Raw genomic sequence first — 14,583 nt, forward strand, 5'->3', positions numbered from 1 at the left:
TATTGCTTACGCGCTAACTCGCTTTTTTTTGCCCAGCTCCAAAATTTAAACATGCTCTTAAACTGAGCGACAGGAGCAACACTAAAAGAAGTAAATATCTAAAATTTAGAAGGTTAAGCTTATGAGTAAAATAACATACTAGTAAACAACTAGTTATAACACAGTGTACAAAAGAGCTTGACGCTTCTTACTTCAGAATATATCAGAAGCTACGGCATAGCACTAATGATTTAAATAAGGAGACATAGCTTTCCTACAGTTCACACCTATAGAGCCGTTCCAAAGCAAAAATTTAACAGTCATTCGTTTTAGTGCAAAGCTAGCCTTGCGTGCCGGACACGGGACAAGGTAGTCCTGGAAAAATGGGTATCCCAAGGGGAACCCTCCACATTTTTCCAGGCTCCACCTTGCCCTTAGTCCGTCCCGAAGGCAGATGGGGGCACCATAATCAATTTCCTCACACTTTAAAACAAGAGATTATGGAAAAGGCAACTAAATCCCCAGCCATCTACCGCGTAGCCGAAGTAAAGCTCTCCTACCGCAACCGCGTCAAGCCCTCTGAAAGACCACAGGTTACTTGTTCAACAGACTCCTACAAGGTGCTTAAAGAGAGTTGGGACTCAGACAAACTAGAATTTATCGAGCAGTTCAAGGTACTGCTGCTCAACCGCGCTAACCGGGTGCTGGGCGTCTACGAGCTCTCCACTGGGGGCGTGGCCGGTACCGTCGCCGACCCCAAGCTCATCTTTGTGGCCGCGTTAAAAGCTTGCGCCTCGGGCATCATTCTCTCCCACAATCACCCCTCCGGTAACCTCAAACCCAGCACAGCGGACCTACAGCTGACCAAGAAGATCAAGCAGGGCGGCGAGCTACTGGACATCGCGGTACTGGACCACATCATCCTCACCAGCGAAAATTACTATTCGCTGGCAGATGAGGGGCTGTTATAGCCCCTCTTTTTGCTCGTGTCGAAGTTGTACGCCTGACCTCCTCCTATTAGGAGAGCCCAAACTTCTTGGTCAAATAGTCGTCCATCTTTTTCCCAACCCCGAGTTTCCGTTTCAGCTCGTGCTCTTCAAGATTAATGAACTCCATTAGCCCCAGCTCATGCTCTTCCATTGCTTTATCCTTTCTATAGCGCCAATAGGTATTATAGAAACCTGGCCGCAGCCAAAGCTTCACCACTTGCGTATCTTCCTCAAAATAGTGGTTGATCTTCTCCACAAAGAAATAGGAATCGCCCATGTAAGCTGAGAAGAAAGGAACAGAGACTTCCTCTCCTACCCGTGGCACAACCGGCAACTGGTCGGCCTCGAAACTCATAAACTTACCTTTCCTCCAGCCCCTGATCAGAAACTCGTAACGAATTTTAGTAAAAGAGAATACCGGTCTTGCCTCATGATCGAGCACAAGGTCATGGTATGTCTCCTCCACGTACTTCCTGATTTTGCCATACTGTAGACCTGTGGCAACAGATAAATCCTTTAAGGAAGGCATCGGCGTATCGTCATCATAGAACAAGTCCCTTGCTAATATGTCCTTTAGCAGAACATCGTAAGCTTTCCCATTCTCTGTAAGCTTCATGGCTTTGCCCTTCATTGAGCTGATGTTCATCAGCATACCTTTAGTTGACATACTATCCTCTTTCATCTAGTTGCTATATAAGGATTTCACTTGCACATGTAATGGTTTTGTATACTTATAGTTCCAGGAGGATGATTGCTGAATTCCCAAAAATTGTAAAATAGAATAAGTGCAGTATATTAGCTGATGCGTATATAGTTATTGTCTTCAGTAAGTGGAGTGGGAGTAGCATCAAAAAATATTCTCAATTGCACGTGACAGCGTTACCCTAAACAGTTGCTGCTGGCCAGGTATGAAAGGCCGCATTGCCAGCTGGATCAGTAAACAACGAAGAATGATACAGTCACCAGAAGAAGTCAAACAAGCCCTCTCGAAATGTTTTGAATTAGGTAAAAGTGAATGCAGGCTGATATTAGCCTCAGAACTGCATTACCAGGCAATGCTGTACCATCATCTCAGACAAACAGGGGGAATACCCTTCAACCAGCTTGGGATGAATGTGAAGACAACCATTCCATGCGTGCAGAATTCTTTTTTGCATCAGAGATCCCTCACGCGTCATGCAAACTACCAAAATGCAGATATAGAGATTATACCTGATATCACGGTATTCACTCAGGAGATCAACTACGACTGGCGCAGACGCAACTTTACCAACACGCTAAAGGAAACTCTGTACTCCCTGGAGGTGAAAGCTTCTGAACGGCACAGAGGACGACTGCAGCAAAAGGAAATAGAGACAGACATCCAGAAACTAGTGGCACAGAGGGAGGAGACCGAGAGAATACATAACAGGCGAATAGGTGTCGGGATGTTCATCATTGACGTCGCCCCGGACACACGTGAGAGAATGAAAGTGGTGACTTTAAATTATTTGTCAGAGTTAGCCAGGCAGCAGGACGTTGACCTCTGGTATCTTAACCAGGAAACACAGGTTGAGGCTGTAGTAAAGGCAGCAAAAATTACAGGTTGATGAATCTGCCTAGATTAGGTATAGCTTATGCTACTCCTCAAGTAGGTTAAATGGCGTTTCTATAACTCAGGGAAAAATTTGCATCATGGGTTGCCATACAGAACGTAACTTATCATTCAATCTATTATCAAACATGAACCAGGAAGAGTTCTTACTGCAGCACCTGACTGAGGGAAAGAAGTACCAGCAGATCTGCAATGAAAATGAAAGCATTTCATTAACCAACCTCAGAGAGTGGTGGGAGACCGGCCAGGAGCTGAGGGCGCAAATCAAAAGATCCAATATACTGTTCGACAGCAGGAAAGGCAAAGAGGAGTTTGCTGAATTCCAGAAAGCGGGGAAGCGGGCATTCTTCGAATGGTACCGGAAGCAGCCGAGGCATTGCGCCTATTGCGGGATAACGGAAGATAAGCTCCAGAAACTATTCGACTATACGACAGGATCCCTTTCAACGAAGAGAAAACGCGGCAGGTCCCTTGAGCTGGAGCGGAGGGACTCCAAGTCAAATGAATACTCCCCCAAAAACTGCGTGCTGGCTTGTTACTTCTGCAACAATCATAAAAGTGATGTGATCACAGAAGAAGAGCACCGGCTTTACTTCGCCCCTCAGATAAAGAAGTATCTGGAGGACAAATATACCCAGCTACAAGAAGATGATAATCGATAGAGAAACCGATTACGTTTTCTTCTCTGCGCTCCTGGCATCAGATGTGCGCTATACAGCTGCCTATCTCAAGGTAAGTCAGGTGTTGGACAGGCACCAGGTCCGGCACGGGCTATTGAAGGGAACAAAGGATATCTGGTGCAGGGATTATATGCCCATCCAGAAAGGCGATGCGGAATACGTTCAGTTCAGGTATGCCCCCTCCTACCTGTCCAAGTATGCAGCCTTGCAGACAGACCCGAAAGTAACGCTGGAGCTCAATCAAATACAAGCGACCTACTCCCACATCAACCTGAACGGTGGAAACGTGGTGAGATGGCAGGATAGGGTCATTATCACCGATCGGGTCTTTTCTGAGAACCCGGCATATGCAAACAAATCGCAACTGATAAGCGAACTGGAAAAGCTGCTGGAGGCAGAGGTCATAGTGATTCCCCAGATAAAGTCCGATATGACAGGCCACGCGGATGGACTGGTAAGGTTTTATGACAGGACCACGCTGATTGGCAACTGCCTGGAAGCGGAGTATGGTTACTGGAAGAATGGCATGAGGAAAGTATTAAAAACCCACAGCCTTGATTACATCAGTTTGCCGTTCCTGGATTACAAGGTAAAAGGTTTTCCCGAATCCGCTGTAGGATGCTACGTGAACTACCTGGAGGTGAGTGACCTGATCATGGTGCCCGTGTTTGAAGTGAAAGGAAACAAAGACGAAGAGGTCATTAACCTTCTAAGCGAGGTTTTCCCCGACAGGACGGTTGAGCCCGTCAACATAAACGAAGTGGCCAGGCATGGGGGACTGCTGAACTGTATAAGCTGGAATGTAAAAAGCCCTGCATGCTCAAATGTAACGGCGCTGCACCTGTAGAGCGGATGGACTATGTGCTGGGTGGTCATGATGAAGAGATGGACCAGCATTCGGGATACACTCCTTCCCCGCCAGCCACTCCAGACGACCCGACAGCACCTTCTTATAGATCCTCAGGTGTCTAAACCTGCGGGACCTGTTCATCATTGCCAAAAAGGAGCTTGAACCAGGTTTGGAAGGTTAAATGTTCAAACGATAGCGGGTACTCCGACCGCCACCTTCCTGGATGAGCACTCCCAGTTCCAGGAGATGCTGCAGATCCCTTGTGGCAGTCGCCTTGGAGGCTTTGGTAATGCCTATATATTTTCTTGCATTCATACCTCCCTCAAAACCCTCCGGTCCTGCATCCAGCATCTTTCTTATTGCTTTCAACTGCCGTTCATTCAGCATATTTTTGAACCGGTCAAAGAACTTTGATTTCTTCAGAATGAATTCAACAAGGGCAATGGCCTCTTTCTGTGAGGTGAGAATAACGCTGACAAAGTAGGCGACCCAGGAGGTGATTTCGTTGCTTTTCTGAGCCTGCTCCAAGGCATTGTAATACGCCTTTTTATCTGCCTCTATGGTCCGGGAGAGGCTTAGCAGGACCGGGCGGCCAAGGGTCTGCGACAACGCTTTTTCGGCTATGGCTCGCCCGATTCTGCCATTGCCATCTTCAAACGGGTGAAGAGTCTCGAAATATAAATGCGCCACCGCCGACCGAACAGGAGCTTTCCTGATCTCATCGTCTCCTCCAGGTGCCGTTTGATTGAACCACTGAATAAACCTGCTCATTTCATCGGGTATGCGGGAAGAAGGAGGAGCTTCAAAATGCACCTTTTCCTTGCCAAGCGCCCCCGAGACGACCTGCATGGGTTCTTCATGGCTGCGCCACGCGCCGACACAGATTTGTTTCTGCTCTTTCAGAAGCATTGTGTGCCATTGGAAGAGCTTTTCCGCTGTCAAGGCATCCGCATAGGTTTTGCGGGCATCAGCCATCAGTTCGCCCGCCCCCTGCGCCATCTTATCCTGTGTTGCTTCAGGGGTTTGGTTAAGGCCGAGGTTATTGCGAATCGACGAAACCACGTCCTGCCGGCGAAGGTACTCGCCTTCAATTTCTGACGTTTTGATAGCCTCCGCCACCATCATATCAAGCACTGCCTCCAACTGTACCGCTTCAGGCAAGGTCTTCAACATCCCACTGACGTGGCCCGTCAGCTCAGCAAACTCGAAAAGCATGTCCTCTACTTCGCTTACATCATAGCTGAAGGAAGGCCAGCCGGGTTGTTGCCAGTTATAGATCATGAGCCGATTACAAATCTTTTACGGCTCAAACATAACAAAATAATGAGCCGAATAAAAATCCTATTCGGCTCACCGCAATTTAAATACGCTGAAGCAGGATAATTAGTCTTGATCATGCCTGCTTAGCTAGACTTTGACATCATCACTGGAAGGGAGGTGTTGGCTAGGCAGCACGAGTCGGTGGAGGCGAGGTTATGATTAATTTCCCTGGGTTAGAGCCTGCTATCATTTCAGAGTTCAACTTGACAGCAGGCTCCAGTCCGTTTTATATAAATTCCCTTTGCGCTGGTTAATTATTTTTAATCCTTAGCTATATTGAAGAGTAAAGCACTCTATGTCAAGTTGATGAAACGCAGTTTGGTCACCCGGCAGGAACTCTACAAACAGGTATGGGCTGAACCTATCACCTCCCTTTCAAAGAAGTACAGCGTCTCAGACTATGAACTGCGGAAATTGTGCAAGAAGCTGCTGATCCCGCTGCCAAAGTCTGGGCACTGGCAGCGCATTAAGGCCGGAAAGCAGGTTCCGGTTCCTACACTGCCCACCAATGAAACGGTAGCGCAGGAAATAGATTTAGCTACTGTTGCCGGGGCTAAATCATCAGCTTCCCACACTCCCCGTGAGCTTTTGCAACTGGAAATTGAACGCAGCTTGGGAAAGAAACTGAAGGTCCCGCCACGGCTAACCAATCCAGATAGATTGGTAACCGCGGCCAAAGCTGATATCGAGGCGCGAAACGCCAGATACCGTTTCACCGGTCTGATCACCAAATCTTTTGGTTTCCTGGACATCAAGGTTTCCAAACAGTGCCTCGACCGGACGTTCCGGCTAATGGACACGCTCATCAAGGCACTTCAGGCAAGGGGCAACCGTGTTTTGGCAAGCAATTCCCAAGCTTGCATTCATATCAGAAAAGAGCGATACGAGGTGGCCATCCGGGAGAAGCAGAAGAGATCTAATGAGATTAGGAAGGGGAGTTACTCCTACGATTATACTCCAACCGGCGTGCTGGTCCTGAAGATTGGCCCTTCCTGGAATGGAAGAGAGTGGCAGGATGGGAAGGTGCCCTTGGAAAGCAGGATCTCTGCTGTCATCGCCTATCTCGAGTGGAAGACACAGAAAGAGGAAGAGTGGCGTCTTGAATGTCAGAAAGCGGAAGAAGAACGCCGTGAAAAAGAGCGGATCCTGCGGGAGCTGCAGGCACGGAAAGAGCAGGAACTCCACAGGTTCAAGGTATTGCTGCAGCAGGCCAAGCGCTGGCACGAGGCGCAGCTGCTGCGTGCTTATATCACCGCCGTAGAACAGCAGGTTGAGGACATACACTCTCCTTCACCGGATCGGGAGGAATGGCTGGCGTGGGCCGCGCAAAAGGCTGATTGGTACGACCCGCAGGTAAACCTGCCGGTTGCCCTTTTAGACGAGGTTGACAAAGATACACTTGCTTTCAGGAAGAAGTCTCTTTCCTGATAAAAACCCGTTGTACATCCCTGTTGATCATGTAACTAAGCCTTGTCAATACTGGCAGCATAAAAGAGATTTACCTGCTCTGATAAAGCAAACATACCAATGTCCTGTATTTTATCGTCAATACTATATATAAATTATCTAATTATCGTACAAACCTGTATCTTCTTTGTAAGGATGGTACCGGCCATTGTCCCTGGCTCAAGCAAAGGCTTGTTTCATCGTGCTTGAGGTTAGAGGCAGTCGTTTACCGTAGGAGAAGATTTACAAAGGGTACTTAACAATCTTAACGCCCTATGAAACACTTAAAACAGTTTCTGATCCGCCTCCAGACCTTCCACCTTCACATCCAGCAAAGGAAGGTGCGCCAGGGGTCCCCTGCTGAAATCAACGAAGTGCAGGCTTATGACATCCGCCACGAGACTCCCTATGAGGAGGCTTCCGCCTTCGAGAGTGAGCTCCGGCTTCTTTCTGAACTGGCTGTTCTGGACCTCATTACCCTTGAAGTGGTGCAGCTACAAACAGTTGATCGCTTACTTAGCCTAATGGAGCGGCGCTTCAAAACCTTCTGGTTGAATTTTCATGGTCAGGCTGCTGAGTTCCGCTGGCAACACTACCCCTCGGGCTATATTTCCCTTGTTGGACTGGATAAGCTGTTTGTTGTACAGAACCTCAGGGCGGCTCATGCGCATGTGTTGATCGAAGAAACGTTTGTAGATGACCTGAGTGAATCTGTCAAGCTTCGGGAGTTCTTGCTTGCCTCCCTAAGGCAGCACGTTAATAGCCTGGTACCTGTTGAGCAGGTACACGCCACCTCAACAATACCCCCTCTGGCTGGTGAGCCTGTCCGCCGCTTCCCACGCTTTGTAGAGGGGGTCGCAGTGGCATTCTACGATATTCTGAAAGGGTATTTCGCACAGCACGAGCAACAACTGCTGCTGCCCCTCCTGCAGGAGAATTTACCCCCCGCTTCCCCCCTCGTTTTCCACGGAAACGGCAATCAGCTGGCAGATGCTTTCAAGCAGCTCTACGAGGCGAACCTCATTGTGGGCTGCCTCAAAGGGGACCTGGAGGAGTGGATCTCCAGACACTTCGCCTATGTATTCCGCAAACAACAAAGAACACTGCCCCCCAACTACCTGGCTGCCATCATCTCCTCTAATGTGAAGCCCTGTCAGTCCCCTATCCTGGACGTGAAGAAGCAACCTGACGGCACTTACGCCGTCTTCCCGGTGCTTCGCACGCAGAAAAACTATAACAGTCGATAGGTAACAGGTAGGAAGCGGGACTACCTGCTTGTAACCTTGTAAACAAGACTATTACCATTGCAGTGTAAACCAAACGAAACACTGCCATGGAAAACCTTACCTTCGAACAACTGCCCCAGGCCATGCGCCTACTGCACGAGAAATTGGATCGCCTTGAGCAACGCTTCGAGGAGCAAAACACGCTGCAGGACGCCGAAACTATCTTTAACGTCACACAGGCTGCTGCTTTTCTCCACTTATCCGTCGCCACCCTCTATGTGAAAACCAGCCGCAGGGAAGTCCCTTTCAACAAACAGGGTAAACGCCTCTACTTCTACAAAGCTGAACTGGATGAGTGGGTACGCAAGGGGCGGAAAAAGACTATGTCTGAGATTCGGGAGGAGGCAGGGCAACATGTGTTGAGCACCAAGAGAAGGACCTGATGTTTTGATCGCTTCCGAAGCGACAGGAGCGCACCTTTGACTTTCGAAAGCACAGGAGGCAGCGGGTGGCGCAGGTTTTACTGCTGCACCCGCTCCGCTTCCTTAAGGCACGCGCCCCACATGTTGATTCCAAGCCCAGCTATGGTACCCTCCCTTTCATGCACTGGCAGAGGCGTAAGCGAGCTGTGCAGCAGAAGCTGTTCGGGCACTGGCACATGCACGGGGATTTGCAGGACCTAGACCGTGCTGCATCCGTGTATTGCCTCAACAGGTAACATTCTCCCTGGAAGAGCCAATCCGGCCACTGTGTACATTTAAACTCATAAATAGTGTAAAATGAATATCCAGCAAATTAACAGTGAGCTCTCTATCACCGACTTTCTGGCAAGCCAGGGCATCCAGCCAGCGCATCGGAAAGGTTCTGACTGGTGGTACATCTCCCCTGTCCGCGCTGCCGAGCGCACCCCTTCCTTCAAGGTCAACACGCGCCTGAACCGCTGGTACGACCACGGCGTCGGGGAAGGCGGCAAGGTCTTCGACCTGGCCCTGCGCCTGCACCGCACGGCGACGATCCGAGAGGTGATCCAGCTCCTCTCCGCACAGGCGCTTCCTTCGGCGGCAACAAGCGTTAAAGTCATTCAGCCCTCTAAAAGTACTGTTCCCCGTGAAAGCACCATCGTAGCGCAGGGCCGCTCACCCGGCATCGAGGTGCTGGAGAAGAGGCCCCTGGAGGATGCAAGCCCGCTGGCATGCTACCTGCAGCAGCGCAACATCCCGCTTAAGACGGCAAAGCCCTACTGCCAGGAGGTACGCTTCCGTATAGGGACGAGGCAGCACGAAGCCGTCGGCTTTGCGAACCGGTCCGGCGGCTACGAACTACGCAACAGCTGGTTCAAGGGATCCGCCGCCCCCAAGGACATCACCTTTGTGAATAACGGAGCTAAAAGGGTTTGCCTGCTAGAGGGCTTCATGGACTTCCTATCCCTGCTGGAGCTGCGCCCCCAGCTGGCCCTGCGCTCCAACTTCCTTGTCCTCAACTCCCTGGCTCTGCTAAGCAAAAGCCTGGACGTGCTTGGGCGGCACCGGGAAGTGCTCCTTTTCCTGGACCATGACCAGGCGGGCAGGAAGGTGGCCGAGCGGCTCCTGCGCTCGGACCTGCGCTGCGCGGACGCCTCCTCCTTTTACCAGGGCAGCAAGGACGTGAACGAGTTTCATGTGGCAAGGAAGCGGCAGGCAAAGCAGCTCCGGGTGGGCCTTGGCTACCGGTAAGGTGCTTAGCTGTAGAGGCTTTCAGGGCAGGGAGCAAGTTTGTGTTTTTGTCATACAAAAACCTCTCCCCGGCCCCTGGCCTTCCCCTCAGCTCCCGGCGGTCGCAGCAGGGGACTTAGCAAGCACATGTATAAATCAGTCCCATGGAAACAGCAAAAGCACAGCATCAGGAAAACACTAGGAAGAAAGGGGGCCGCCCCTTCAAACGAGTCAAGCGGACGCACGTGTTGGTCGTGCGCCTGACCGAGACCGAGCGGCTTCTGGTGGAGGGTAAGGCTCGGGAGGCAGGCCTGAGCGCCTCGGCCTGGTTCAGGGCGGCGGCCAAGAAAGCGGTGGTCGTGGCACGGCTCCGGCCTGAGGAGGCAACCCTTTTGCGCATGCTATCGGGGCTGGCTAACAACTTCAACCAGATCACCCGGCTGGCACACCGGGAGGGGCTGCTCTCGGTGCAGGGCAGGTGCCGCCAGCTCCTGCATGACATCCAGCACATACTCCAGCAGGTAAGCAAAGATGATCGGAAAGGTGATGATCGGTAAGAGCTTCTCAGGCTGCGTGCGCTACGTGGTGCAGAAGTCTGAGGCTGTGGTACTGGCCGCAGAGGGCATCCGTACAGAGTCTGTTCAGGACATGGTCGCCGACTTTAACCTGCAGCGCAAACTCAGGCCCGAGCTGGAGAAGGCCGTGGGGCACATCGCCTTGAGTTGGAGCATACAGGATGCGGCTAAGCTTACCCCTGCGATCATGGCAGAGCGGGCAAAAGAGTATATGGAGCAGATGCAGCTCAAGGATACGCAGTACCTCGTGGTCCAACACCAGGACCGCAAGCACCCGCACCTGCACATCGTCTACAACCGGGTGGACTATGAAGGGAGAACGATTTCAGATAGATTCCAGCACCGGCGCAACGCCAGGGTATGCCGGGAGATGACTGAGCGCCACGGCTATTATCTGGCACCAGGCAAAGGGCAGGTGAATCGCCAGCAGTTAAAAGGAGCCGATAAAGTAAAGTATGAGCTGCACGACGCGGTGAAGGAGGCACTGGGCAGGGCCCGCAGCTGGCAGGAGCTGGAGCGCCTTCTTGGGGATAAAAGCATCAGCATTGACTATAAGCACAGGCGTGGTACGGACCAGGTGCAGGGCGTGAGCTTCTGTGTGGGGGAGCTGAGCTTCAAGGGCTCCAGCGTGGACAGGAGCCTGAGCTACGGTAACATCACCAAGCGACTTGAACAGAACAGGCAGCAAGGCCAGCGTACACTACTCGCTCTGCTGCCCCGGCAGGGAGGCCACGTGCGCCCTCAGGCTCTGGCTGTTGTCCCACCATCGGGAGAGAGAAGCGTACTGCATCACCTTACTGACACCCTCCTCTCCCCCGCGGCAGCGCAGGCGGAATATGACCAATATCTGAATGACTATCACTTCAAAAGAACGAAACGCAAAAAAAGAAAAGGCAAACGCTTATGAAAACAGAAGAACTGGAGGAACGGCTCCTGGACACCGAGCGCGTGCTGAGTCAGCATGCCAAAAGACTGAAACAGCTGGAGGAACGAGAGGGGCCGCAGGCGCCACAACCCATAGTCCCGCCGCCGTCAAAGGACTATACCTCCCACTTTGAAGAGCTGAAGGCGCTCATCAAGGAACATGATATTAGCAAGCATTCGCTGCAGCTCTACGCCCTGATCACCTCTTTCTGGGAGGCATACAACAAGCTGCCCAAGGTGCTGCCTGTCCGGCACTACCACCATTTCGAGGCCAAGTCGAGGGGCTTTATCATCGGTGGTTTCATGCTTTTACTTGCAACCTCCGTCTCCGTCGGGCTGTGCTTTAGCCTCTTCCGGGAGAATAGTAGGCTGCAGGAGAGCAGCACCAAGTATAGGCTTGTCCGGCAAGAATACCCAGAGGCAGCTTTCTGGGCGGACTCTACATATCTTCTGGCCCCGGAGGAGGCTGAACGGCGCGTGGAGCTGTTAGAGGAAACAGAGGTAATTGAAAAATAATAGGCGGCTTGTAGAGAGGCCGCTTGATGTAAACGATCCTCTGGCAGTAACGCCTGTTGTTGCTGCCGGAGGATTTCCACCTTCTCCCGCTCACTTGCCAGCAGGCGCTCATAGAGTTTCCTGTTCTCATCCATCACCTCAATGAGCTTGTCCAGAGGATTAAAGGTACATTGATTAAAATTTCCCTTTCCAGCAGAAGCGTGATCATGCATATGCTCAATATGAAACATATCTCCATCTTCTCTAAAGTTTTTGATAGCTTCAGCCGTCACTCCGAGAGCACCAGCAATTCTGTTTAGCATCGCATCATCCACCTCCTCCTCCTGCTCAATGCGGGAGATGTTCTGCTGGGTAGTACCCAGTTCGCTGGCTAGTGCGGATTGCTTCACTCCCAAAGCAGTCCGCATTCTTCTCACGTGGTCACCCATGTGGATTGGTCGTCTTCTTTCTGCTGTTTCCATACATTAATATACTTAAAAATGAACATTTAAGCAATAACACTCCTATGTACAAGACAATTTTGTGAGTGTTAAGAACAAGTCATAAACTAAACTTCTTATCATTCGCAACGAATAAAATCAAAAAGCTTCTACATAAGATAAATTAAAAGTAGAGAGGAGGAACATGGTTACAACATTATCCTAATATGTTCAATCCTCGTGAAGATCGCGCAGGTATGTCTCAGACTAGCTTGTTTCATTACTTAAAGGCACTACATCCAACCTGCTAGTTCTAGTAAAGTTCTGCCGCACAATTAGGATGCCTCAGCTTGTTGGAACCCGTTGTCCTTAGCTGACTTAAGGATACGTAAACCATTTTTAGCCTGTTTGGGACTAAAGGAGGTCTTCCGGTTTGCAAGTACACCCAGGTTATATACCAGCTTCCTATCGAAGGGCGTAAACATATTATTTTCCTTCGCCCACTTTGATATGGCAAACCAGACTGCACTGTGTACTTCGGCTGCTTCATTAAGAATTCTGGCGTCCTGCGGTGACAGGTTCACTACTTCCAGACAAGCTTCCACGTTACTGACAGATTGAGAGATAAGTTCTTCTCCGAGAGGGCCTAAATCAATAAATTTGTCCTTAAGCGTCAGCCAGCATTCCTGCTTCTTGCACCACTCACCAATGTTCATCCCTGCCTTATAGGGAGCATTGATATGCTTCCAGACTATATTAATCATTTGATCTACGACTTGGTGTAGCTGCTCTGAGATAGCCTGATTTTCCCATATTTTATCAAGGTTAAGCTTTCTGTTTGTCTTATAGGAGAGCCAACTGATAAGATAAGATACCATATTGGCCTTATAGCCTCCGAGGTTTCTTCTCATTACAATCCTGTCAATCTGCTTGAAGAGAATCGCTTTTGCAACAAGATAATGATAATCCTGCTTGCTGATAACGACTTTGTCTGAATCTGATTCCTTCATAAATATCTTGAAGTTGTTCTCTGCGCCTTTGCTGACATCATACGGCCGTTGTCTCCAGCTCATTTCATACTTCGCCAGATCAGTCTTGGTGAACTTTTTCTGCTTAGGGTATTCTCTGTCAAATATACCTACCTCCTTCTTCGTAGTTCTTTTGGCCCTCTCATCCAGGTACTGACCCCGAGTTCTTTCATAGAACCACTTGTTGGTAGCTTTCCCACCTGTTTTAGCAGGCACCCATTCAGACCTAGAGAAATTTTCTATTGCGACATGATAATCACTATTTGAGTAAAAGTCTGAATCTTTTATAGCCGTCTGGCTGTTTGCAAAACGTGATATTCTGGGGACAATCTTGTCAATTTCATCTTCATGTTTCACTACAGAGACTTTCATCTGCACAAATGCCTTCGAGAGATCACTCCCCTTCTCGGTTGATGTTGCAAATATTGAGGCTGTAGTCTGTCCACCGTTGACAACCTGCAGGTTCTCAATTCGTGTGATATAAGCAGCATTCCCTTCATATTCAATATCTATTTTGTCTGCAGTGGTTGAGATCCCGTTGTTGTAAGAGAAAAACATGTCCGCCCCACCTCTGATGGTTTCCCGTATCCCCTGGTTTACTTTTACCTTGAACTGGAGAAATGTCCTTACATTCTTCTCCAGCAGCCCTTGTCTGTATTTTTTGTATATTTCGGCTAGAATATTGGCGGGCATTATTGTAAGATAGGCATCTACCTTGTCGCTCACCGGATCCATCTGCAGGCATTTGAGCTTAAAGTTGAAATCGTTGATGAAATCAATCTCAATTTTTTGCTTGCCAGAGCGGATCAAATACTGCTGATAAACCCGCTCAATGTCCCAAAGCTGAAAGTCCAGGTAGACACCGTTTTCTTCTTTGGCTTCAGGTACAATATCTGCCGAAGTCTGGCCGTTGGTCAGTACAAAAAACCTTACATTCTTGACTGAATTCCTGGACTGTTCAATTATCTGTACCAGGTCAAAAACAACTGTGTCAGATTCATCAACTTTACCACTCAACCTGCCATCTCTTGCAGACCAGAAAAAATTCAATGCTTTCTGGAAGGCATCCTCCACTTCCCTATCATTTACCTTATGAAGACGAGCATCGCTTTTGAATATAGTGATGAAAAGGTCTATAGTCTGACTTTCTTCATCATAGTTCCAGGCGTTTACCTTAATGCCCCTCACCTTGTAGTGGCATAGCTCGCCGGCAATGACTTCCCCAGAATCAACGACATATTCCAGTATATCATTGGTGATAGAGTCCTCTTGAGAAATTTTCTCCTCATCCACTGTAATTAATGAGCTTTCTAAGAACTCCACTGCAAACTCTTGTAGCTGCATTT

The 14,583-nt window shown here is 49.6% G+C and carries 14 protein-coding genes and 1 pseudogene; 11 read left to right on the forward strand and 4 right to left on the reverse strand.

Features of this window, described 5'->3' with window-relative positions:
• The first annotated feature begins 479 nt into the window (after positions 1 to 479).
• On the forward strand, positions 480 to 950 hold the full coding sequence (locus tag CA264_RS11715; protein ID WP_025607354.1) for a JAB domain-containing protein: 471 nt from the start codon (positions 480 to 482) through the stop codon (positions 948 to 950).
• 46 nt (positions 951 to 996) lie between these two features.
• On the opposite strand, the gene CA264_RS11720 is transcribed toward CA264_RS11715, so the two are convergent.
• Positions 997 to 1,650 carry a hypothetical protein gene (locus CA264_RS11720; RefSeq protein WP_025607355.1) on the reverse strand — a complete coding sequence of 218 codons (654 nt, stop codon included), beginning with the start codon at positions 1,648 to 1,650 and terminating at the stop codon, positions 997 to 999.
• Positions 1,651 to 1,918: 268 nt separating this feature from the next.
• Here CA264_RS11720 and CA264_RS11725 point away from each other — a divergent pair, with 268 nt between their 5' ends.
• The 3 genes from CA264_RS11725 to CA264_RS11735 all read left to right on the forward strand — a co-directional run bounded on the left by CA264_RS11725 (position 1,919) and on the right by CA264_RS11735 (position 4,089).
• Positions 1,919 to 2,557, forward strand: a complete 639-nt coding sequence (locus tag CA264_RS11725; protein ID WP_157593697.1) for a hypothetical protein — start codon at positions 1,919 to 1,921, stop codon at positions 2,555 to 2,557.
• 133 nt (positions 2,558 to 2,690) lie between these two features.
• Positions 2,691 to 3,224: a hypothetical protein gene (locus tag CA264_RS11730; RefSeq protein ID WP_025607359.1), complete on the forward strand. Its 534-nt coding sequence runs from the start codon at positions 2,691 to 2,693 to the stop codon at positions 3,222 to 3,224.
• Entirely contained in the window at positions 3,211 to 4,089 is an 879-nt protein-coding gene (locus tag CA264_RS11735; protein WP_025607361.1) for an agmatine deiminase family protein, read from the forward strand. Before CA264_RS11730 ends, CA264_RS11735 begins: the two co-directional genes overlap by 14 nt.
• Before the next feature lie 180 nt (positions 4,090 to 4,269).
• On the opposite strand, the gene CA264_RS11740 is transcribed toward CA264_RS11735, so the two are convergent.
• Positions 4,270 to 5,373, reverse strand: a complete 1,104-nt coding sequence (locus tag CA264_RS11740; protein ID WP_025607363.1) for a Fic family protein — start codon at positions 5,371 to 5,373, stop codon at positions 4,270 to 4,272.
• 315 nt (positions 5,374 to 5,688) lie between these two features.
• On the opposite strand from CA264_RS11740, the gene CA264_RS11745 reads away from it, so the two are divergent.
• The 7 genes from CA264_RS11745 to CA264_RS22240 all read left to right on the forward strand — a co-directional run bounded on the left by CA264_RS11745 (position 5,689) and on the right by CA264_RS22240 (position 11,790).
• Positions 5,689 to 6,840, forward strand: coding sequence for a hypothetical protein (locus tag CA264_RS11745; RefSeq protein WP_025607364.1), 1,152 nt, complete (start codon positions 5,689 to 5,691; stop codon positions 6,838 to 6,840).
• Between the two features lie 293 nt (positions 6,841 to 7,133).
• Positions 7,134 to 8,105 (forward strand): hypothetical protein, encoded by a 972-nt coding sequence (locus tag CA264_RS11750; RefSeq protein ID WP_025607365.1) that lies wholly within the window; start codon positions 7,134 to 7,136, stop codon positions 8,103 to 8,105.
• Between the two features lie 86 nt (positions 8,106 to 8,191).
• Positions 8,192 to 8,527, forward strand: a complete 336-nt coding sequence (locus CA264_RS11755; protein WP_025607367.1) for a helix-turn-helix domain-containing protein — start codon at positions 8,192 to 8,194, stop codon at positions 8,525 to 8,527.
• Positions 8,528 to 8,863: 336 nt separating this feature from the next.
• Complete coding sequence (locus CA264_RS11765) at positions 8,864 to 9,796, forward strand: toprim domain-containing protein (RefSeq protein ID WP_025607370.1); 933 nt, start codon at positions 8,864 to 8,866, stop codon at positions 9,794 to 9,796.
• 143 nt (positions 9,797 to 9,939) lie between these two features.
• Complete coding sequence (locus tag CA264_RS11770) at positions 9,940 to 10,332, forward strand: plasmid mobilization protein (protein ID WP_025607372.1); 393 nt, start codon at positions 9,940 to 9,942, stop codon at positions 10,330 to 10,332.
• Complete coding sequence (locus tag CA264_RS11775; RefSeq protein ID WP_025607373.1) at positions 10,307 to 11,257, forward strand: relaxase/mobilization nuclease domain-containing protein; 951 nt, start codon at positions 10,307 to 10,309, stop codon at positions 11,255 to 11,257. The genes CA264_RS11770 and CA264_RS11775 overlap by 26 nt, the downstream gene beginning before the upstream one ends.
• A complete protein-coding gene (locus tag CA264_RS22240; protein ID WP_025607375.1) occupies positions 11,254 to 11,790 on the forward strand; it encodes a hypothetical protein in 537 nt (178 codons plus the stop codon). Before CA264_RS11775 ends, CA264_RS22240 begins: the two co-directional genes overlap by 4 nt.
• Positions 11,791 to 12,062: 272 nt before the next feature.
• Here the strand turns inward: CA264_RS22240 and CA264_RS22380 are convergent.
• A pseudogene (locus tag CA264_RS22380) lies at positions 12,063 to 12,251 on the reverse strand (helix-turn-helix domain-containing protein); the annotation flags it as partial.
• Between the two features lie 293 nt (positions 12,252 to 12,544).
• The gene (locus CA264_RS11785; RefSeq protein WP_025607378.1) at positions 12,545 to 14,581 is read right to left on the reverse strand and encodes an AIPR family protein; all 2,037 of its coding nucleotides are present in this window, start codon (positions 14,579 to 14,581) and stop codon (positions 12,545 to 12,547) included.
• Between the last annotated feature and the right edge of the window lie 2 nt (positions 14,582 to 14,583).

This window comes from Pontibacter actiniarum, assembly GCF_003585765.1.
GTDB lineage: Bacteria > Bacteroidota > Bacteroidia > Cytophagales > Hymenobacteraceae > Pontibacter > Pontibacter actiniarum.